This is a genomic window from Chromohalobacter sp. 48-RD10, from assembly GCF_029889785.1.
In the GTDB taxonomy this organism is placed as follows: Bacteria; Pseudomonadota; Gammaproteobacteria; order Pseudomonadales; family Halomonadaceae; genus Chromohalobacter.
In genome coordinates this window covers 73265-94407 of sequence record NZ_JARANX010000006.1, presented here as the reverse complement: position 1 = coordinate 94407, position 21143 = coordinate 73265, and the positions used below count along the sequence as shown (strand labels likewise).

General features: G+C 61.5%; 15 protein-coding genes. 13 read left to right on the top strand and 2 right to left on the bottom strand.

The genetic code is table 11. The features are described from left to right. Positions 1-155: 155 nt before the first annotated feature. The 4 genes from OP496_RS08860 to ilvD all read left to right on the top strand — a co-directional run bounded on the left by OP496_RS08860 (position 156) and on the right by ilvD (position 7513). Positions 156-566 (top strand): oxidoreductase, encoded by a 411-nt coding sequence (locus tag OP496_RS08860; protein WP_280563230.1) that lies wholly within the window; start codon positions 156-158, stop codon positions 564-566. 2 nt (positions 567-568) lie between these two features. Further along, complete coding sequence (locus tag OP496_RS08855) at positions 569-2776, top strand: ATP-binding protein (RefSeq protein ID WP_280563229.1); 2208 nt, start codon at positions 569-571, stop codon at positions 2774-2776. A 270-nt stretch (positions 2777-3046) separates the two neighbouring features. Then, complete coding sequence (lon, locus tag OP496_RS08850) at positions 3047-5503, top strand: endopeptidase La (RefSeq protein WP_280563228.1); 2457 nt, start codon at positions 3047-3049, stop codon at positions 5501-5503. 297 nt (positions 5504-5800) lie between these two features. Beyond that, on the top strand, positions 5801-7513 hold the full coding sequence (gene ilvD / locus OP496_RS08845) for a dihydroxy-acid dehydratase (RefSeq protein WP_280563226.1): 1713 nt from the start codon (positions 5801-5803) through the stop codon (positions 7511-7513). 63 nt (positions 7514-7576) lie between these two features. Here the strand turns inward: ilvD and OP496_RS08840 are convergent, their stop codons facing one another. Further along, the gene (locus OP496_RS08840; protein WP_280563224.1) at positions 7577-9520 is read right to left on the bottom strand and encodes an aconitate hydratase; all 1944 of its coding nucleotides are present in this window, start codon (positions 9518-9520) and stop codon (positions 7577-7579) included. 447 nt (positions 9521-9967) lie between these two features. On the opposite strand from OP496_RS08840, the gene OP496_RS08835 reads away from it, so the two are divergent. Then, on the top strand, positions 9968-11026 hold the full coding sequence (locus tag OP496_RS08835) for an oxidoreductase (RefSeq protein ID WP_280563222.1): 1059 nt from the start codon (positions 9968-9970) through the stop codon (positions 11024-11026). 152 nt (positions 11027-11178) lie between these two features. Then, positions 11179-11565: a hypothetical protein gene (locus OP496_RS08830; RefSeq protein ID WP_280563221.1), complete on the top strand. Its 387-nt coding sequence runs from the start codon at positions 11179-11181 to the stop codon at positions 11563-11565. Between the two features lie 96 nt (positions 11566-11661). Here OP496_RS08830 and nudE read toward each other — a convergent pair whose 3' ends face one another. Then, positions 11662-12264 carry an ADP compounds hydrolase NudE gene (nudE, locus tag OP496_RS08825; protein ID WP_280563379.1) on the bottom strand — a complete coding sequence of 201 codons (603 nt, stop codon included), beginning with the start codon at positions 12262-12264 and terminating at the stop codon, positions 11662-11664. Between the two features lie 111 nt (positions 12265-12375). Between nudE and yrfG the strand changes: the two genes are divergently transcribed. From yrfG to gshA, 7 genes are all read left to right on the top strand, one after another. Continuing rightward, complete coding sequence (yrfG, locus tag OP496_RS08820; RefSeq protein WP_280563220.1) at positions 12376-13050, top strand: GMP/IMP nucleotidase; 675 nt, start codon at positions 12376-12378, stop codon at positions 13048-13050. 102 nt (positions 13051-13152) lie between these two features. Then, on the top strand, positions 13153-13545 hold the full coding sequence (locus OP496_RS08815; protein WP_280563219.1) for a S4 domain-containing protein: 393 nt from the start codon (positions 13153-13155) through the stop codon (positions 13543-13545). Positions 13546-13595: 50 nt separating this feature from the next. Then, positions 13596-14471: an Hsp33 family molecular chaperone HslO gene (gene hslO, locus OP496_RS08810; protein WP_280563218.1), complete on the top strand. Its 876-nt coding sequence runs from the start codon at positions 13596-13598 to the stop codon at positions 14469-14471. Positions 14472-14669: 198 nt separating this feature from the next. After that, positions 14670-16253 carry a phosphoenolpyruvate carboxykinase gene (locus OP496_RS08805; protein WP_280563217.1) on the top strand — a complete coding sequence of 528 codons (1584 nt, stop codon included), beginning with the start codon at positions 14670-14672 and terminating at the stop codon, positions 16251-16253. Positions 16254-16340: 87 nt separating this feature from the next. Next, positions 16341-16847 (top strand): peptide-methionine (R)-S-oxide reductase MsrB, encoded by a 507-nt coding sequence (msrB, locus tag OP496_RS08800; protein WP_280563216.1) that lies wholly within the window; start codon positions 16341-16343, stop codon positions 16845-16847. 92 nt (positions 16848-16939) lie between these two features. Beyond that, positions 16940-19264: a Tex family protein gene (locus OP496_RS08795; protein ID WP_280563378.1), complete on the top strand. Its 2325-nt coding sequence runs from the start codon at positions 16940-16942 to the stop codon at positions 19262-19264. Between the two features lie 250 nt (positions 19265-19514). After that, on the top strand, positions 19515-21077 hold the full coding sequence (gene gshA / locus OP496_RS08790; RefSeq protein WP_280563377.1) for a glutamate--cysteine ligase: 1563 nt from the start codon (positions 19515-19517) through the stop codon (positions 21075-21077). Positions 21078-21143: the final 66 nt, after the last annotated feature.

The following is a 21143-nucleotide window of genomic DNA, read 5'->3' as shown; positions in this document are numbered from 1 at the left end:
GCACTCGGATGGGACGGCTAACCATGCGTGTCTTGATGACGCTGAGGCAATGCTTGAAGCGCTCAGGTGTGACGGCTGGGCTGGGCTTCTTTTTGCTCATGTGCGTCGCCGCGGCGGTGCATGCCCATCCACTGTCGACACCTGAAGGGGAGGTCATGCTAACCGTGGAGGGAAATATCTCGCGTACCAACGGTGGCGGTGTGGCACGGTTCGACCGCGCCATGCTCCAGGAATTGCCACAAGGCACTATCGTCACGCACACCCCTTGGACTGAGGGTTCATCGCACTTCAGAGGCCCTTTACTGAGCGCGATTTACGATGCGGTCGGCGCTCGCGGCGATTCGCTGCACGTCGTCGCGTTGAATGATTTCGCCGCCGATGTACCGCTGGCCGAGGCAAAAGAGTACGGGGTGATTCTGGCCATGCGGCGTGATGGCGAGCCGATGCCGGTGCGTGAGTACGGCCCGCTGTTCGTACTCTATCCTTTCGATGATTATCCTGAACTGCAGACCGAGGAAGTGCGTTTCCGCTCGGTCTGGCAGGTCGCGCGTATCGTCGTGGAATGACCATGGCTTGGCGTTCCCGTATCCATCTCGTGTCGCGTTTGCCGATGCGGCTCAAGCTTGGGGCCTGCGCGGCGATTCTGTTTTTCGCCGCGGCTTTGGTGGTGGTCAGCTTGATCATCTGGCGACAGGAAGTCTTGGCCAAGAGCGTTGCCGGCGACGCCGTCTGGGCGGCCTACAAGCTGGATCGGGAAACTATCCAGATGCGTAATGCCGTCTTGCAGGCCAAACAGAGTCCGGAAAAGTTCGATGACGTGCGCATGCGCTTCGAATTGCTGTATAGCCGCATCAACCTGCTGCGCGAGGGCGAAATCGCCGAACTGTTCCAGTCACTGCCCGAGACGCGAGCGTTGTTGCCGGAGATCCTGTCGCGCAGCGATGCGCTCGATTCCGCCTTGAAACGGATGTCCCCTGAATCACCCGAGCTTTCCTCGCTGGATGAACGCTTGCAGACGTTGAGCAGCCTCAGCGAGCGCCTCGTCGTGTCGGTCAACGCCTATCTTGCCGAATCCAAGACGCGCGAGCGCGAAGTGCAGTTGGCGCTGTATGCGGCCTTGCTGGCGTTGATCCTGCTGATGTGCGGCGCCACCGTGCTGGTGATCCGCTTCCTTTTCCAGGAGGCGGGAGAGAATATCGCGGCGCGACGAGCATTGGAGCATCTGAGCCAGGAGCTTCAGGACACCGCGCGTCATGCCGAGTCCGCCAACCAGGCCAAGTCGGATTTCCTGGCCACCGTCAGCCATGAGATACGCACACCGCTCAACGGTGTGCTGGGTATGACGGAACTACTGCGCGAACGCGCGCTGGATGAAACCTCGCATCAATATGTCGAGACCATCCATGACAGCGGTTCACAGCTGCTGGCGTTGATCAATGATCTGCTGGACTTTTCCAAGATCGAGGCCGGGCATCTGGATATCGAGCGTGAAGTGTTTTCGCTCCCCGAACTCGTCGAATCCTTGATGCGATTGCTCGAGCCGCGTGCCACGCATATCGAGTTCTTGAGTGTCATCTCGCCTGCGGTACCCGAGTACCTGGTAGGCGATGTGGGGCGCTTGCGCCAGATCTTGCTCAACCTGCTCTCCAACGCGCTCAAGTTCACGCGGCAAGGCAGCGTGACGCTGATCGTCAAGCCGATGCGTGGCAATTGGATACATTTCGAAGTCAGTGACACCGGTTGCGGTATCGATGATGTCGACCGCGAACGCTTGTTTCAGCCCTTTTACCAGGGAGTCGCCACGCAGAACGGGACTGGCCTGGGCCTAGCCATCAGCAAGCGTCTGGTGGAGGCCATGCAGGGACGTATAGGCGTCTCGAGTCCGGCCAACGAGGGCAGCCGCTTCTGGTTCGAACTGCCATTGCCCAGCGATGCCGAGAGTGGAGTGAAGCACATTCCGTCAGGAGAAACATGGGATGCGACGGCGGCACGCACGGCGCCCCTGCTGGTGATCGAGGACAACCCCGTCAATCGCCAGGTGGCCGTGGCTATGCTCGAGCGTCTCGGACATACAGTGAAGGTCGTCGACAGCGGCGAGGCTGCCTTGGCGCTGACCGAATATACGTCTTTTGCCTTGATTTTCCTGGATATTCGCATGCCCACGCTCGATGGACCGGAAACGGCACGTCGGATTATCGCTCAGGACGGCCCTAACCAGGCCACACCTCTGCTCGCAATGACCGCGAGCGTTACTACTCAGGAACATCAACGGGCCTTGGCCTCCGGCATGGCGGAAGTGTTGACGAAACCCATACGCCAGCAAGTGCTGGTCGATGTCCTGGTGCGTTTCGGCGTACGTGATCCGGAAGAGGTGATCGCGTCAGACGAGGTACGCCCGTCTGGCGGAGCGGAGTCGGCGGATACGCTACCGGCGCTCCTCGATCGCCAGGAATTCGCGACGCTCGGTGAGACGTTGGGTGCGGCACAGCGTAGCGCGCTGGTAGCCGCCTGGCAGTATCAGTCGCGAGTGCTGGAGGAGGCGCTCGAGGCTGCCGTCGTCGACGCGGACATGACGCGTACGGCCGAGCTGGCACATCGCCTCAAGGGCGAATCGTCGTCGCTGGCCTTGACGCGCCTTGTACACGGAAGCGATGCCCTGGAGCGCGCGGCGCGCCAGGCGGACTCGGACGAAGCCGGTCGGCAGTGGAGGATGTTACGCCCCACCATCACCTCGTCGCGTCAGGCGCTGCGCATGGCCAATGACATGCCCGCCTGAAGCGACGTGAAGCGGTTGTCACCCACGCAGGAGAGACGTTGTTGACGAGGGCGACGAGTAAACGTTCATCACCGCATGGATTTTCCTCTGGCGTCGCTGGCCTGGCAGGGCCGTCGCATCTGGAGTTTCGCATTGATGCCGGCCAGTGGCGCGTCAATGAACGTGCACTGCGTTGGTAAGCATCATCCTGCGTAGGCTTGAAGTTCGTCGGTGACGCCCGCATTCCTCTTGGCAAACGGGCAATTTGCCCGACGACTTTCAAGGTGAATGATGAGCGAACGCGATCAGGATCAATCCCGGGATTTTTACGCCGAACTCGAAGAGGCACGGCAAGACGCCGAAGAGGAAAATTCCCCGACGCAGGACGACCAGGAATCGAACTCCCAAGGGCGCGCGGTAGTGCCGACCCAGGAATACCTGCCCGAGCGTCTCTACCTGCTGCCGATTCACAACCGGCCGTTCTTCCCTGCGCAGGTGCAACCGCTGGTCATCCACCGGGAACGCTGGGAAGACACCATGGAACGGGTCGGCAATACGCCGCACCAAAGCGTTGGGGTAGCGTTTGTCGGCGATTCCGGCGTCGATGAGCTAGGACCCGGTGACTTTCCGGAGATCGGCACGGCGGTAAAAGTCCATCGCTCGCAGACCGAAGAGCAGCAGATCCAGTTCATCGCCCAGGGGGTGCGGCGTTTTCGCATCGTTCGCTGGTTGTCGAAGACCCCGCCGTACCTGGTCGAGGTCACCTATCCCCAGGAACCCATCGAGGCCAGCGACGAAGAAGCGCGCGCCTATGCCATGGCACTGATCAATGGCATCAAGGAACTGCTGCCGATCAACCCACTTTACGGTGAAGAGCTCAAGCATTACCTCAATCGCTTCAGCCCTCATGAACCTGGCCCACTGACCGATTTCGCCGCGGCCATTACCTCGGCGAAGGGGCCAGAGTTGCAGGAAGTGCTCGAGACGCTGCCGGTGATGGCGCGCATGCAGAAGGTACTACCGCTGCTGCGCAAGGAAATCGAGGTGGCGCAGCTGCAAAGCGAGATCAGCGAGCAGGTCAACGCGCAGATGCAGGACCGCCAGCGCGAGTTTTTCCTGCGAGAACAGCTCAAGGTCATCCAGCGTGAATTGGGTATCTCCAAGGACGACCGCGAAAGCGATGTCGATACGTTCCGTGAACGCCTCGAGAACATGAAAGTGCCCGAGCGTGTCATGGAGCGTATCGAGGACGAGCTGGGCAAGCTCTCGGTGCTCGAGACCGGTTCGCCTGAATACGGCACCACGCGCAACTACCTGGATTGGTTGACGTCGCTGCCTTGGGGGATTACCTCCGAGGACCAGCTCGACCTGCCGCGCGCCCGCAAGATCCTCGATCGCGACCATGATGGCCTGACGGACGTCAAGGAGCGCATCGTCGAGTTCCTCGCCGAAGGTACCTTCAAGGGCGATGTCGGTGGCTCTATCCTGTTGTTGGTTGGACCGCCAGGCGTGGGCAAGACCTCGGTGGGGCGCTCCATCGCCGAAGCCCTGGGCCGTGAGTTCTATCGCTTTTCGGTAGGTGGCATGCGCGATGAGGCTGAGATCAAGGGTCACCGGCGCACCTATATCGGGGCGATGCCCGGCAAACTGGTGCAGGCGCTCAAGGAAGTCGAGGTCGAAAACCCGGTGATCATGCTCGACGAGGTCGACAAGATGGGTCAGTCGTTCCAGGGCGATCCGGCCTCGGCGCTGCTCGAAGTGCTCGACCCCGAGCAGAACGTCGACTTCCTCGATCATTATCTCGACGTGCGCATGGATCTTTCCAAGGTACTGTTCGTATGCACCGCCAACACGCTGGATTCGTTGCCGCCGGCGCTACTTGACCGCATGGAGCAGATTCGCCTGTCGGGTTATATCGCCGAGGAAAAGATGGCCATCGCCAAGCACCATCTTTGGCCCAAGCTGCTTGAGCGCGACCGCATTCCCAAGAAGCGCATCAATCTCACCGATGCCGCACTTCGGAAGGTCATCGAGGGCTATGCACGCGAAGCCGGGGTGCGGCAGTTGGAAAAGCAACTGCACCGCATCGTGCGCAAGGCGGCGGTAACGATGCTCGAAAACGAGCAAGACACGGTCAAGATCTCGGTCAATAACCTCGAGGACTTCTTGGGAGCGCCGACCTTCCGCAAGGAAAAAGTGCTCAAGGGCGTCGGCGTGGTCACCGGGCTGGCATGGACCTCGATGGGCGGGGCGACGCTGCCGGTCGAAGCGGCGCGCGTGCACGCGAAATCGCGTGACCTCAAGCTCACCGGCCAGTTGGGCGACGTGATGCAGGAGTCGGCGAATATCGCCTACAGCTACACGGTGGCGCATCTCAAGGAATTCGGCGCCGACTCGACCTTCTTCGACGAGACGCATGTGCACATGCACGTGCCCGAGGGCGCCACGCCCAAGGATGGCCCATCGGCCGGCGTGACAATGACGACGGCACTGCTGTCGCTGGCCAAGCAGCAACCCCTCGACCGTCCCCTGGCGATGACCGGTGAGCTGACACTGAGCGGCCAGGTGCTGCCGGTGGGCGGTATTCGCGAGAAGGTGATTGCTGCGCGGCGCAGTGATATCTTCGAGCTGATTCTGCCCGAACCCAACCGTCGCGATTACGAGGAGCTGCCCGATTACCTCAAGAAGGGGGTGACCGTGCACTTCGCCAATCGCTACCGTGACGTGGCCAAGGTGGTCTTCGGCTAGCCGTGTAGTATTGGCCCTAAGGGCCACGTTCATGTGCTCACTATTGGGCGCGATCGGATGTCCGATCGCGCCCAACGTCGTTACAATGGGTTTACCCCTTTACTGCGCGAGGCGTGGCGAGTCGCTTACCAGAGCCGCTTCACAAGAGCCGCCTTATCAAAAAACACGAGGCCCGCGCATTGTCATCTGACCGTGACACCGACGTTTATGTCGTTCGTTTTATCGCTGCATCTCTTCAGCCGGCATGCGTCGCTCATAATTCGCCCTCGGGCCTACCAGACGAAACAGGAGCACTTGATGAGCCAGCAGGACTTTCCGGAGAATGCCGATCCGCGTCGTCGCCATTCCGCCAATGTGGTCGATGGCCCAGGCAAGGCCGCCAGCCGCGCGATGCTGCGTGCGGTGGGCTTTACCGACGAGGATTTCAAGAAGCCGCAGGTGGGCATCGCTTCGACCTGGAGTCGCGTCACCCCGTGCAACAGCCATATCAACGTACTCGCGGATGCAGCCAGTGACGGCGCCGACGCCGCCGGGGGCAAGGGCGTGGTGTTCAACACCATCACCATCTCCGATGGCATCGCCAACGGCACCGAGGGCATGAAGTATTCGATGGCTTCGCGGGAGGTCATCGCCGACTCCATCGAGGCCGTCTCCGGCTGCGAGGGCTTCGATGGTGTCGTCGCCATCGGTGGTTGCGACAAGAACATGCCGGGCTGCATGATCGGCCTGGCGCGCCTCGATCGCCCCGGCATCTTCGTCTATGGCGGCACCATCCAGCCCGGCAAGGGGCATACCGATATCGTCTCGGTGTTCGAGGCGATGGGCGCCTATTCTCAGGGCAACATGTCGCTTATCGACGTCAAACAGATCGAGGAAACCGCGATCCCGGGGCCGGGTTCCTGCGGTGGCATGTATACCGCCAACACCATGGCCTCGGCGATCGAGGCGATGGGTATGAGCTTGCCCAACTCCTCGGCACAGGAAGCGGTCTCGCAGACCAAGAACGACGACTGCCGTGCCGCCGGCGAAGCCGTGCTCAAGTTGCTCGAGCTGGACCTCAAACCGTCCGATATCATGACCCGCAAGGCGTTCGAGAATGCTATCACCGTGGTCATCGCTCTCGGTGGCTCTACCAACGCCGTGCTGCACTTGCTGGCGATCGCCAACACCGTCGGTGTGGAATTGACACTCGATGATTTCACCGAGATCGGCAAGCGCGTGCCGGTGCTGGCGGACGTCCGTCCCAGCGGCCATTACATGATGAGCGAGCTGGTGGCGATCGGCGGTATCCAGCCGATGATGAAGATCCTGCTCGATGCAGGCCTGCTCCACGGTGATTGCATCACCGTCACCGGCAATACGCTGGCCGAGAACCTGGCCGACGTGACGCCTTATCCGATCGATCAGGAGATCATCAAGCCGCTCGACAAACCGGTCAAAACCTCCAGCCACCTGCGTGTTCTCTACGGCAATCTGGCACCGGAAGGGGCGGTCGCCAAGATTACCGGCAAGGAAGGCACGCGCTTCACCGGTCGTGCGCGGGTTTTCAACTCCGAAGAGGAAGCGCAGGCGCGGATCAACGATCTCACCGTGGTCGCCGGCGACGTCGTCGTGATCCGCTACGAAGGCCCCAAGGGCGGCCCCGGCATGCGCGAGATGCTGACGCCAACCTCGGCGATCATGGGTCGCGGCCTGGGCGACAAGGTGGCACTGATCACCGACGGGCGTTTCTCCGGTGGCAGCCACGGCTTCGTGGTTGGCCATGTGACGCCGGAGGCTTTCGTCGGCGGTCCCATCGGGCTGATCGAAGATCACGACGAGATTACCATCGATGCCGAAAATGATGTGATGACACTGCATATCAGTGACGACGAGATGAATCGGCGTCGCGCCGCCTGGCAGCGTCCGGCACCGCGCTATACGCGCGGTACGCTGGCCAAGTACGCCAAGACAGTCAGTTCCGCCTCCAAGGGCGCGGTCACCGACCTGCCTGAGGCGCTGGACGACTGAGATGACGCGTGCCTGGCGTCAGCGAAGCGGCCCCCGTGGGGCCGCTTTTCGTTGGTGATCTCGTCAGGCTGCTTGCTGGTCGCGCATCCAGGCGATCAGGCCGCCGCTGAACAAGATCTCCACCTGGCGCGGGGTCAAGGCATGTTCGAGCGTCAGCGTTCGACCATTGGCCTGCGCCGTTACGGGGCCGCCTGCCTCGAGTGCTTTCTTCAGCTTGTCGAAGCCGATACGGATATCGACGTCGAGCGCGTCGTAATCGTCGCCGTCGGCGAAGGTCAGCGGCAGTACGCCGAAGTTGACCAGGTTCTGGTGGTGGATACGGGCAAAGCTCTTGGCGATGACGACACGCAGCCCCAGGTAGCGCGGGGCGATGGCGGCATGCTCCCGGCTCGAGCCCTGGCCGTAATTTTCGCCACCGATGACGATATGATCGCCTGTCTCGCGGGCACGGTCGGCATAGCCGTCGACGACGCCGCGAAAGGAAAACTCGGCGATCTGGGGAATGTTGGAACGGTAGGGCAGTACTTCGCCGCCGGCCGGCATGATCTCGTCAGTGGAGACATCGTCGCCGGCCTTGACCAGAACCGGCAGGTCCAGTTGTGTCCCGAGCGGCTCGAAATCCGGCAACGACTCGATGTTCGGTCCCTTGATCAGGTGCACCTTGCGTGCCTTGGACGCTTCCATGGGGGCGGTCAGAGTGCGGGTATTGATGATCGGGTCGTCGGGCTCTCGCACCTGAGGATAGGCCATGTCCAGCGTCCGGGGGTCGGTGATCACGCCCTTGAGTGCCGAGGCTGCGGCGGTTTCCGGGCTGCACAGGAAGACGCGGTCTTCGCGCGTGCCTGAGCGGCCTGGGAAGTTGCGCGGTACCGTGCGCAGGCTGTTGGTGTCGTTTGCCGGTGCCTGACCCATGCCGATACAGCCGTTACAGCCGGCCTGATGCAGGCGCGCGCCAGCACCGATCAGGCTCAGCAGATGGCCGTCGCGGGTCAGTGTTTCGAGAATCGAGCGCGAGGTGGGGTTGATCTCCAACGAGACGTTGTCGTCGATGGTCCGTTCCTCGAGCATGGCGGCGACGATGGCGAAATCGCGATAGCCGGGATTGGCCGAGGAGCCGACGTATGCTTGCGTTAATGGCTGGCCGGCTACCTCTTGGACAGGTACCACATTCCCGGGGCTCGACGGGGTGGCAATCAAGGGCTCGAGTTGTGAAAGGTCGATCGTCTCGTGGCGGTCGTAGCCACAGTCGTCGTCGGCCAGTAGTGCGTGCCAGTCTTCGCCGCGCCCCTCAGCGATGAGGAACGCCTTCACCGCCGTATCGGAGGGGAACACACTGGTAGTGGCGCCGAGTTCCGCGCCCATGTTGGCGATAACATGTCGGTCCATCGCGGAAAGATGTTCGAGACCGGGGCCATAATATTCGATGATGCGTCCCACGCCGCCGCTGACGCCATGGCGGCGCAGCATCTCGAGGATCACGTCCTTGGCGCTGACCCAGTCGGGCAGGCGGCCCTCGAGACGCACGCCCCAGACCTCCGGCATACGCGTATGAAAGGGTTCGCCGGCCATCGCCATGGCGACGTCGATGCCGCCAGCGCCAATCGCCAGCATGCCCAGCGAACCGGCGGCCGGCGTGTGGCTGTCGGAGCCCAGCAGCGTCTTGCCGGGCTTGCCGAAGCGTTGCTGGTGCGTGGGGTGGCTGACGCCGTTGCCCGGACGTGAAAACCACACGCCCAGGCGTTCCGCCGAGGTCTGTAGAAAGCGGTGGTCGTCGGGGTTCTTGTTGTCTTCCTGGATAAGGTTGTGATCGACGTACTGGGCGGAGACCTCCGTCTTGACGCGGTCGAGCGCCATGGCTTCCAGCTCCAGCATGACCATGGTGCCGGTGGCATCCTGGGTGAGAGTCTGGTCGATCTTCAGACCGATGGCCGCGCCCGGTGTCATGTCGCCGCTGACGAGGTGCGAGGCGATCAGTTTCTGGGTGACGTTGCGGGGTGTCTGATTCATGCTTGGCTTCCGTGTTGGCGAAGATTGCTTCCCCCAGTGTAGGACAGACATCGTCGGCTTCACGGACTGAATATGTAGCCGCTATCAGTGACGGGAAAATTATCGCCAGACAGGGCTTGCCCCGAAAGGTCGGGATAAGCCTCGAAGTAGGGGGGACGCAGCTTCAGGCGGCAAGTTGCCAAGCCTGAGCGGCGTCGTCCATCATTAGCCATTTCTCGGTGTCGTACCATAATGTGTCCAGCAGTAGCTTGAGACTCTCTTCCGAGCAACACATAACGTCTCTCCCGGTAACCTGGCAGGGCGAGTGAAGGCCAACTGTCAGTATGGCGCTCGTAGGCCAAGTCGCCGAGATTTTTGGTAACGCTTTGTTACTGCGCGTACTGGTGAGCACCATCGCGTCGTCCTGGGGTTGACGCCCGGGGTGACAGGAGCAGAAGGGATTCACGCATGACCGACAAGATCAACGTGGGATTGGTAGGTTACGGTTTCGCCAGCAAGACGTTTCATGCACCGCTGTTGATGGCGGATGACGGCATGACCTTGCAGGCGATTTCAAGCAGCGATGCCGCCAAGGTGATGGCCGATTGGCCGCTGGCCGAGGTCGAAGCCAGTGCGGCCGCGCTCTTCGCGCGCGCCGATATCGACTTGGTGGTGATCCCCACCCCCAACGATACGCACTACGATCTGGCGAGTGCCGCCCTGGCCGCCGGCAAGCATGTGGTGATCGACAAGCCTTTCACGGTCACTCTCGACGAGGCCGCGTCACTGATTGAACAAGCCTCGCGGGCGGGCAAGCTGCTTTCCGTCTTCCACAATCGGCGCTGGGATGCAGATTTCCTGACCGTGCGCGACTTGCTCGATAGTGGCGATCTGGGGCGTATCGCGCATTTCGAATCGCACTTCGACCGTTACCGGCCCGAGGTCAAGTCGCGCTGGCGTGAATCAGACGCTCCGGGCGGCGGTATCTGGTACGACCTGGGGCCGCATCTCATCGACCAGGCGCTAGTGTTGTTCGGCATGCCCGACGAGATATCTCTCGATCAAGCCTGCCAGCGTGATGGCGCTCAGGTCGACGATTACTTCCATGCCGTGCTCCGCTACGATCAGCAGCGGGTCATCCTGCATGCCGGTAGCCTGATGGCGGCGCCCGCGCCACGCTTCTCCGTGCACGGCACGCATGGCAGCTACGTCAAGCATGGGCTCGACCCGCAAGAGGACATGCTCAAGCTTGGCGAGCGCCTGCCCACGCCGCAATGGGGCGAGGATCATCAACATGGGCTGCATACCGTGGCCAATGTGCACGACGCCGGTGCGCGCCCTGAATGGCGGGAAGTGCCCACACGGGCGGGCAATTATCCGGCTTATTACGCGGGCGTTCGCGAGGCGATACGAGGGCAGGGGAAAAATCCCGTACCAGCGGAGGAAGCTCTGGCGGTCATGCAGGTGCTCGAAGCGGGTCGACGCAGTGCGCAACACGGGCGCTTCGAGCAACTCGAGGCGCATTGAGGCTGTCGAGAAAGCGCTCGGTAGCTGGTTTTACCTTGCATCATGCCAATACCTTGTCTAGGGTCTGTATAGGGTTAAGCGATGGCTTTTTGTCCACGCAATCCAGGCACTTCACCTGAATGTGAAGGCACAGAGGATTAAGGAGGATTCGCATGAAACAGCAACTTACCGCACTGACCTTCGCCGCGCTCCTGGCATTGCCCACGGCAGGTGCCTTCGCGCAGGACGATTCGGCGCCGGATGTCAGCAGTGAGGAAGGGTCCGCCAACACCGAGCAAGGTTCGACCAAGGCTGAAGGTGGCACCGCCAGTGGTGAAACCGCAGGAAATGTCGACGGAGAAGACAGCATTCCCGGTGGTGATCAGGAAAGTCTGAGTACCGAAACCGGATCGGCCAATACCCAGCAGGGTGATACCGCTGCTCAAGGTGGCTCTGCCGCAGCTCCCGATGCGGATGATGGTTCGGTTCCGGAAAGTATGGATGATCCGGAAGACAATCACGGCGTCGATTCCGCGCAGGATGTCGATCCCGAAGACTGATTACTTGAAAGGCTCATGGAGCGAGCCGTTGTCACGCTAAAATGAGATATGACCAAGCCCCGCCATGGCGGGGCTTAGTTGTGTCTGGACGGTGGCTTACCACCACTGTTCGTGGGTGCGCTCGTTACGCAAGCGGTCGCGCGCGATGAACAGGGCGGCGATGGCGCGGCCTTCGTGAAAATCCTCCCGCGCCAACAGGGAGGCGATATCCTCAAGAGGATGACGCTCGACGATCAGGGGCTCCGGTTCATCGCCGGGCAAGCGTTTCTCGTACAGGTTGGCGGCGAGCATGACATGGATGCGGTGGCTCATGTAGTTGGGCGCCAATGAGAGTTCCGCCAGTGGCTCGATGCGTTGCGCACCCATACCGCATTCTTCCATTAACTCGCGATTGGCTGCACTGACGATGTCCTCGCCGGGGTCGACGAGCCCTTTGGGCAAGGTCAGGGCGTAGTCGTCGAAACCTGCGGCATATTCATGAATCAGCAACACATGCTCCGGGTCCGGCATGGCGACGATCATCACGGCGCCACCGCCATGGCCATTGCCGCTACCTGTGAGGCGTTCGAAGGTGCGTTCGGCGCCGTTGGCGAAGCTCAGCTCGAGTTCCTCGACGGCGAACAGGCGGCTGCGGGCGACTTCACGGCGGCTCAAGAGGCGTGGCTTGTAATGGCCCACGCTGGTGTCGTCTGACGGCATCCCGCCATCGTGATGGGAAGAAAAGGCCATGATGTCTCCGTGCGGGTAGCTATCATGCAGCGTACAATAAGGAAGCTTTAGATTCGATATCCACCCTGGCGGGAGCCCATCATGGTTGACTGGAACGCCATCGACACTGTGCTGCTCGACATGGATGGCACACTGCTGGATCTGCATTTCGACAGCCATTTCTGGCTGGAACACTTGCCGCAGCGCTATGTGGAAATGCACAAGCTGGATGCGCATCACGCCGATACGCTACGTTCGCGTATCATCGGCGAGCAGGGCACGCTCAACTGGTACAGCCTGGCCTATTGGAGCCGCGAGCTGGATGTCGATGTGGTCGCGCTCAAGCGTGAGGTGCAGCACTTGATCGGCTTGCGTAGCGATGCGCTGGATTTCCTCAAATGGCTCAAGAAGGCGCATCCGCGTGTCGTGCTGGCCACCAACGCCGATCGTGAAAGCCTGGCGCTCAAGCTGCCATTGACCGGGCTTGAGGAGTATCTCGATGTCATCATCTCGTCGGCGGATGTGGGCGTCGCCAAGGAAGCGCCGGAGTTCTGGTTCGCATTGCAGGACATCGAACCCTTCGAGCCCGGGCGTACCTTGTTCATCGATGACAATCCCGCAGTGCTGGAAAGCGCGCGTGAATACGGCATTCGCCATCTGCTGGGCATCAAGCAGCCCGACAGCCAACGCCCCGAGCGCGAGCTGGAAAATTTCATCGCCCTCGAGCGTTTCGCCACGCTCTTGCCGCAGGATATGCCGAGTGCATCGCGCCGTTGATCACACCCCATCTCGCCTTGAAAAGTCGCCCTCCGGCGCCCACGTTACAGGTCTCTTTCGTGGGGCATTCTCGCGTATTGGGGCGGCAATGCAGGGAGACATATGAGCGACACGATCCGTATCGACAAGTGGCTATGGGCGGCACGCTTCTTCAAGACGCGTGGCTTGGCCAAGAAAGCCATTGAAGGCGGCAAGGTCCATTACAATGGTGGGCGTGTGAAGACCAGCAAGGCGGTCGAACTCGGTGCTTTGCTCAAGGTGCCACAAGGCTGGGACACCCTCGAAGTCGAAGTGACGGGGCTCTCCGGTCAGCGCCGCGGCGCCGCCGAGGCCCGCGAGCTCTACCGCGAAACGTCGGCTAGCCAAGTGCGGCGTGAGCGCGAAGCCCACAATCGACGTCTGGCCAATCAAAGCATGCAAGGGCCACATGGCCGCCCCGACAAGAAGCAACGCCGCGCGATTCAGGACTTCCAGCGCCATGGCTTCGATGATTGAATGCCGGTATGGCACCCCTTTCGGTTTTTCCAACCTGACGACGAATCATCATGACCGACCAGATCCAACGTTTTCTTTTCGACGCTACCAACGTGCGCGGCGAAGTCGTCAACCTGCAGCAGGCCTACGCCGAGGTGCTCGACAAGCATATCTATCCCGAGGCCGTGAGTCGTCAGCTTGGCGAGCTGCTCAGCGCCGTGGCCCTGCTCACCGAGACGGTCAAGCTCGATGGCACCGTAAGCCTAGAAGTACGTGGCTCGGGCGCCGTGCGTTTGCTGATGGCAGAGTCCAACCCCGGGGGCGACTTGCGCGCCATCGCGCGTCTCGATGATGAAGCGGCGCTTCCCGAGGAAAACGCCTCGCTCACGTCGCTGGTCGGCGAGGGGCAGATCGTGATCACGATCGATCCCCGTGAGGGGCAGCGCTATCAGGGCATCGTCGCCGTCGAGGCCGACAGCCTGGCCGCCTGCCTGGAAGACTACTTCGCACGTTCCGAACAGCTGGCCACTCGCCTGTGGTTGGCGGCCGACGGTCGCCGTGCGGCGGGAATGCTGCTGCAGCAACTGCCCGACGACGAGGCCAATAGCGATCCCGATGCCTGGGAGCGCACCGTGCACCTGGCCACCACGCTCAGCGATGCGGAATTGCTCGATCTCGAGCAGCGCGAGCTGCTCCATCGCCTCTTTCATGAGGAGCAGACCCGCGTCTTCGAGCCCAAGACGCTACGCTTCGGCTGTACCTGTACGCGTGAGCGTATCGCCAATGCTCTGCATGGCTTGGGTGCCGAGGAATTGCGTAGCATCGCGCGCGAACAGGGCGAAGTGGAAACGCAATGCCATTTCTGTCATAGCCATTATCGCTTCAGTGCCGCCGATATCGAGGCCCTGATCGAGTCGCCGGGCGCAGGTGCCTCGACCCTGCATTGATCTGACGCGCGTCATGCCTAAGTGCGCGCGGTGTTATTACCGTGCTGGTGACGTTTTCCGCGCAGAGCCTTTTTGCCATAATGACCGCCCCCTCAGTCTCGCCTTGTCCTCACAAGAGGCAATCCATTGTCCGGGTGGCCTTGGCGAGTAAGCATCGGTTAACGAGAGAGAAACGCCCTTCGGGCTCAGGACACGATAATGACCACGACCCCAGCCGCCTCCCCGGCAACCCACGAGGCACGTCCCGTGCAGACCCATACCAATCTGAGCAGCGCTGCGTTGATCGAGCATGCCATCGCGCGCGGCGAAGGCCATCTCGCCGACAACGGTGCCTTCGTGGCGAACACCGGACGGCGGACCGGCCGCTCCCCGAAAGATCGATTCATCGTCAAGGAACCCTCCACGGCGGACTTGATCGACTGGGACAGCGTCAATCAGCCGTTCGACGCCGAGCGTTTCGACGCCTTGTGGGAGCGCGTCGAGGACTATCTGGCCGAGGGTGACAACTTCGTCTCTGAATTGCATGTCGGCGCCGATCCCGAGTATTACCTGCCGATTCGTGTCACTACCGAAACCGCCTGGCACAATCTTTTCGGGCGAACCCTGTTCGTGCGTCCCGAGGGCTATAATCCCAAGAGCAAGAGCGAGTGGACCATCCTCAATGCGCCGCATTTCGAATGCGTGCCCGAGCGTGACGGCACGAATTCCGACGGTACGGTGATTCTCAACTTCGCCCGGCGCCGCGTGCTGATCGCCGGCATGCGTTACGCCGGCGAGATGAAGAAGGCCATGTTCTCGGTGCAGAACTTCCTGTTGCCCGAGAAAGACGTGCTGCCCATGCACTGCAGCGCCAATGTGGGTGAGGATGGTGAGACCACGCTGTTCTTCGGTCTCTCGGGCACCGGCAAGACCACGCTCTCCGCCGATCCCGAACGTTATCTGATCGGCGACGACGAACATGGTTGGGGCGAGGGCACCGTGTTCAATCTCGAAGGCGGCTGCTACGCCAAGTGCATCGATCTCTCCGAGCACAATGAGCCGCTCATCTGGAAGGCCATTCGCTTTGGCACGGTGCTCGAGAACGTGGTTCTCGACGAGTACCGCCATCCGGATTATAGCGATGATAGCCTGACTCAGAATTCCCGCGCTGCCTATCCGCTCGAGCACATCGACAAGCGCGTGCCCGAGAATCGGGCCGGCGAACCCAATGCGATCATCTTCCTGACCTGCGACATGAGCGGGGTGCTGCCGCCGGTCTCGCTGTTGTCCAAGGAAGCCGCTGCCTATCACTTCCTATCCGGCTACACCGCCAAGGTCGGTTCCACCGAAATGGGAGCTTCCGAGGGGCTGGAAGCAACGTTCTCGACCTGCTTCGGCGCGCCTTTCTTCCCGCGTCCGGCGCGCGAGTACGCCGATCTGCTGGTCAAGCGTGTCGAGGCTTTCGAGTCGCGCGTGTATCTGGTCAACACCGGTTGGACCGGTGGCGCCTACGGCGAGGGCGGCTCGCGTTTCAGCATTCCCACCACGCGTGCCATCATCGCAGCGATCCAGAACGGTGATCTCAAGGACGTCGAGACGCGTCACATCGAGGGATTGAACCTGGACGTCCCGGTGGCGGTGCCGAGTGTCGACGCGACGCTGCTCGATCCGCGTCAGGCGTGGGCTGATGGCGCCGAATATGAGCGTCATATGAAGGCGTTGGCGGACAAATTCATCGCCAATTTTGCCAAGTTCGACGGCGTCGATGAGGATATCGTCGCCGCCGGTCCTTCGCTGCCCTGACGGAGCGAACCATTCCGCGGAATTCGCCTCTAACGGGGAGAGTCGGCCATCGGCTCTCCCCGTTGTGTATTGCAAGGAGGGTACGTCATGCATCGCCGTCGTTTTCTGGGTTGGTTGGGCGTCGCAGGCCTGCTGGGTGCGGTGCCGAGCGTCGTGTTGGCGCGTCCCAAGCTGTCGCTGGAACGTAGTTCGGACATCCAGCCGCTTGAATTGAGCGAGGCGCAGTGGCGCGAGCGGCTCAGCAAGGAGCGCTATCGTATCTTGCGCGAGGCCGATACCGAGCCGGCCGGCAGCAGCCCGATCAATCACGAGACACGGCCAGGGGAATACCGCTGCGCCGGTTGCGACTTGCCGCTGTTCTCGTCGTGTACCAAGTTTGATTCCGGCACCGGCTGGCCGAGTTTCTTCGATCACATCGAAGGCCACCTGCTGACCGAGATGGACCTGGTGCTGTTGATTCCGCGCACCGAGTATCACTGCGCGCGTTGCGGCGGCCACCAGGGTCACGTTTTCGAGGACGGGCCTGAGCCGACCGGCCTGCGCTGGTGTAACAATGGCCTGGCGCTGCGTTTCGTGCCCAATGAGGCGGGATAAGCAAGCGCCGTCTGCGTCGTGTCGGCTGTTGTGGTACCTTGTCGCGAACTTTTTGTCGCTGGATCGCCAGCCGCTGCAACGTCAAGGACATCATGGACGTCAATCTCAAGATCGTTTCTCGGCTCGCCGACGAACTCGCCGTTCATTCCCGGCAGATCAGTGCTGCTGTGGCGCTGCTCGACGATGGCGCCACCGTACCCTTCATCTCTCGTTACCGTAAGGAAGCCACCGGTGGGCTGGATGACACCCAACTACGCACGCTGGAAGAGCGTCTGCGCTATTTGCGTGAGCTGGAGGAACGCCGTGTCGCGGTGCTTGCCAGCATCGACGAACAAGGCAAATTGACCGATTCTCTAGCGGCGTTGATCCAGGCCGCCGATACCAAGCAGCGCCTCGAGGATCTGTATCTGCCCTATAAGAAGAAGCGCCGCACTAAAGCTCAGATCGCCCGGGAGGCAGGGCTCGAACCGCTGGCCGAGGCGCTGTTGGCCGATCCCGATCTCGACCCCGAGACCGAAGCGGCAAGATATGTGCGCGCCGCTGAAGGCGATACACCCGCCATCGAGGATGCCAAGGCCGCATTGGATGGCGCCAAGCAGATCCTCATGGAACAGTTCAGCGAAGATCCCGAGCTGGTTGGGCAACTGCGTGAGCGTCTGTGGAGCGAAGGGCTGCTGGTCTCGCGCGTGATGAGTGGCAAGGAGCAAGAAGGCGCGAAGTTCTCGGATTACTTCGAGCATGATGAGCTGTTTGCCAAGGCACCTTCGCATCGTGCGTTGGCCATGTTTCGGGGTCGCAACGAGAGCGTGCTGTCGTTGGCGATTCGCCTGCCGGACGAAGAAGACGCCGAGATCCATCCTGCCGAGGTTGCCATCGCCAAGCACATTGGCGTGGCACTTACTGCCACGCAGCCGGCCTCGCGCTGGCTCAAGGAAGTGGTGCGCTGGACCTGGCGCGTCAAGCTCTACACGCACCTCGAGACCGAGTTGATGAGCCGCTTGCGCGAACGCGCCGAGCGCGAGGCCATCGAGGTATTCGCCGCCAATCTCAAGGATCTATTGCTGGCGGCGCCCGCCGGAGCGAAGGCGACGCTGGCCATCGACCCGGGGCTGCGTACCGGCTGTAAGGTCGTGGTCGTCGATGCTACCGGCAAGTATCTGGAAGATACCGTTATTTATCCGCATGCGCCGCAGAAGCGCTGGGATCAGTCTCTGGCCACGCTGGCGGGGCTGGTCGACAAGCATGACGTGGCCTTGATCGCGGTAGGCAACGGTACTGCCAGCCGCGAGACCGATAAACTCGCCGGCGAGGTGGTCAAGCGAGCATCGCGGCCGCTTGCCAAGGTCATGGTCAGCGAGGCGGGGGCCTCGGTGTATTCGGCTTCAGAGCTCGCCTCGCGCGAATTCCCGCAGCTCGATGTCACCGTGCGCGGCGCGATCTCCATCGCCCGGCGCTTGCAGGACCCGCTCGCAGAGCTGGTCAAGATCGAGCCCAAGTCCATCGGCGTCGGCCAGTATCAGCACGATGTCTCTCAGGTGCAGCTCTCGCGCAGCCTGGAGGCGGTCATCGAGGACTGCGTCAACGCCGTGGGCGTCGAGCTCAACACCGCTTCCGGTGCCTTGCTGTCACGTGTTTCCGGCCTCAACCCGACGCTGGCCGAAAACATCGTTGCGCAACGCGACGCCAAGGGACAGTTCACCTCGCGTCGCGAGTTGTTGGATGTCAGTCGGCTGGGACCCAAGACTTTTGAGCAGTGCGCGGGGTTCTTGCGTATCGCGGACGGCGACAATCCTCTCGATGCCAGCGCCGTGCACCCCGAGGCCTACACGGTGGTCAACCGCATCGCCCAACATCATGAGCGTGACCTGGCCGGCGTGGTCGGGGATAGTGGTTTCCTCAAGTCGCTCAATCCGGCCGATTACGTCGATGATATCTTCGGCGTGCCCACCATCAGCGATATTCTCAAGGAACTCGACAAGCCTGGTCGCGATCCACGCCCCGAGTTCAAGGCCGCCGAGTTCCGCGAAGGTGTAGAAACTCTCAAGGATCTCGAGCCGGGGATGATCCTCGAAGGCAGCGTGACCAACGTCACGCACTTCGGGGCATTCGTGGATATCGGCGTTCATCAGGACGGCCTGGTGCATATCTCGGCACTCTCCGATAAGTTCGTCGAGGATCCGCGTCAGGTGGTCAAAGCCGGCGATATCGTCAAGGTGAAGGTCATGCAAGTGGATCTCGAGCGCGCCCGAATCGGGTTGTCCATGCGCATGGGCGATGCGCCGAGTGATGCCTCGCGCGACGACGAACCGCGTCGCTCACGCGGACAGCGTGGCGGTGGCAAGCGGGAGTCGCAACCGGAAAGCGAAGGGCGGGGTGCACTCGGCGAAGCGTTGGCAAAGGCCCGTCGCCAATCGTGAAACGCTTCGTGCGCTATTTGCCTTGAAAGGTGGCCGGCCGCCTCCATAATGGTTTTTTAATGCGGCGCGCTCAGGGGGCCGACGATCCACCGGGGTTGTCCCCGGCGATGTTTCCGTTAGCCGCACACATGGGATCGTCCGGCGATGCCGGCACGCCACGATCCACCGGTGACACCAAGGGAAAGCTGTGCTTTTCCCAGACGTGAGGGAATTTATCTTGTCCGAAACACTCGCCACCGCCATTGCGCGCATGCACGGGCTGGCTCGCCAAGGGCGATTCGGTCGCTTGCGCCGCGGCATCGAGAAAGAAGGCTTGCGCGTCGATGGCGCCGGGCGCATCGCCCAAACACCCCATCCCTATGCCCTGGGCTCCAAGCTCGCGCATCCCTATATCACTACCGATTATTCGGAAGCATTGCTTGAGTACATTACGCCCGTCTACTGTCGCCCCGACGATGCCCTGGCGTTTCTCGGTGATCTGCTGCGCTATAGTTATCGGCAGCTCGGCGACGAGCTGATCTGGCCGGCAAGCATGCCGAGCCGCTTGAATGGCAACGACAGCGTGACCATTGCCGATTACGGTACCTCGAATGTCGGCACCATGAAGTACGTCTACCGCAAGGGGCTCGACGTACGCTATGGGCGCATCATGCAGTCCATCGCCGGCGTCCACTACAATGTCTCGCTGCCCGAGAACCTGTGGCCGGTGTTACGTGAGCTCGACGGCCGCGACGGCGAGAGCCTAGAGGGCTATCGCTCCAGCCGCTATTTTGATCTGATCCGCAATTTCCGGCGCCACAGCTGGTTGCTCTTGTACCTGTTCGGCGCCTCGCCGGCGGTGGATCGCAGTTTTTTGACGGGCGCGGCGCCCGATCATCTTGAAGCGTTGGGCGAGCACACGCTGGCGGGACGTTACGCCACCAGCCTGCGAATGTCCGATCTGGGCTATCAGAACAAGGTGCAGGAGCAGCTCAAGATCTGCTTCAATTCGTTGTCCAATTACGTGGGCACGCTACGCCATGCGATCAGCACACCGTGGCCGGACTACCAGCGCTTCGGCGTCAATGTCGAGGGTAATTGGCGCCAACTCAATGCCAATATCCTGCAGATCGAGAACGAGTATTACAGCGATATTCGTCCCAAGCGGGTGGCGCGTCACGATGAGACACCTTCTCAGGCTCTCGAAGCGCGCGGTGTCGAATACATCGAGGTGCGCTGCCTGGATCTCGATCCCTTTACGCCGCTGGGCATCGACGAGACTCAGATGCGCTTCTTGGATACCTTCCTGCTATGGTGCCTGCTGTCCGAGAGCCCGTGGATTCCCGACGAGGAGTGTGACCGTCTCGATGATAACCGCCGCTTGGTAGTGGAGCGCGGCCGTGATCCCGAGCTCAAGCTCAGTGTCGGCGATCACCAGCGTTATCTGCGCGACTGGGGGCACGATATCTTCGCCGAACTCGAGGGTGTTGCCGACGTGCTCGACACCAACGAGGAGGGCGCGCCGCATCGCGACGCCCTCGCAGTTCTGGCACCGCGCCTCGACGACCCCGAATTGACGCCCTCCGGCCAACTTTATGCGCAATTAATCAACGAAGACACCGAATACCTCGATCAGGTGCGTGGCTTGGCAGAGCGACAGGCGGCCGAACTGCGCGAGGCGCCCATGGATCGCGCGCGGGAGGCGCTATTCGAGCAGCTCGTCGAGACCTCGCATCAGCAGCAAGGCGATATCGAGCGTGCCGACCACGAAGATTTCGAGACCTTCCTGGCGCATTATTTCGAGCGTGCGGGTAAACCTCTCAGCATGGTGTGAGTCGAAGCGTTGTCCAAGGCCCGTGCTGCGCTTACTGCATGGGCCTTTTTATGAGCGAAGCAAGGA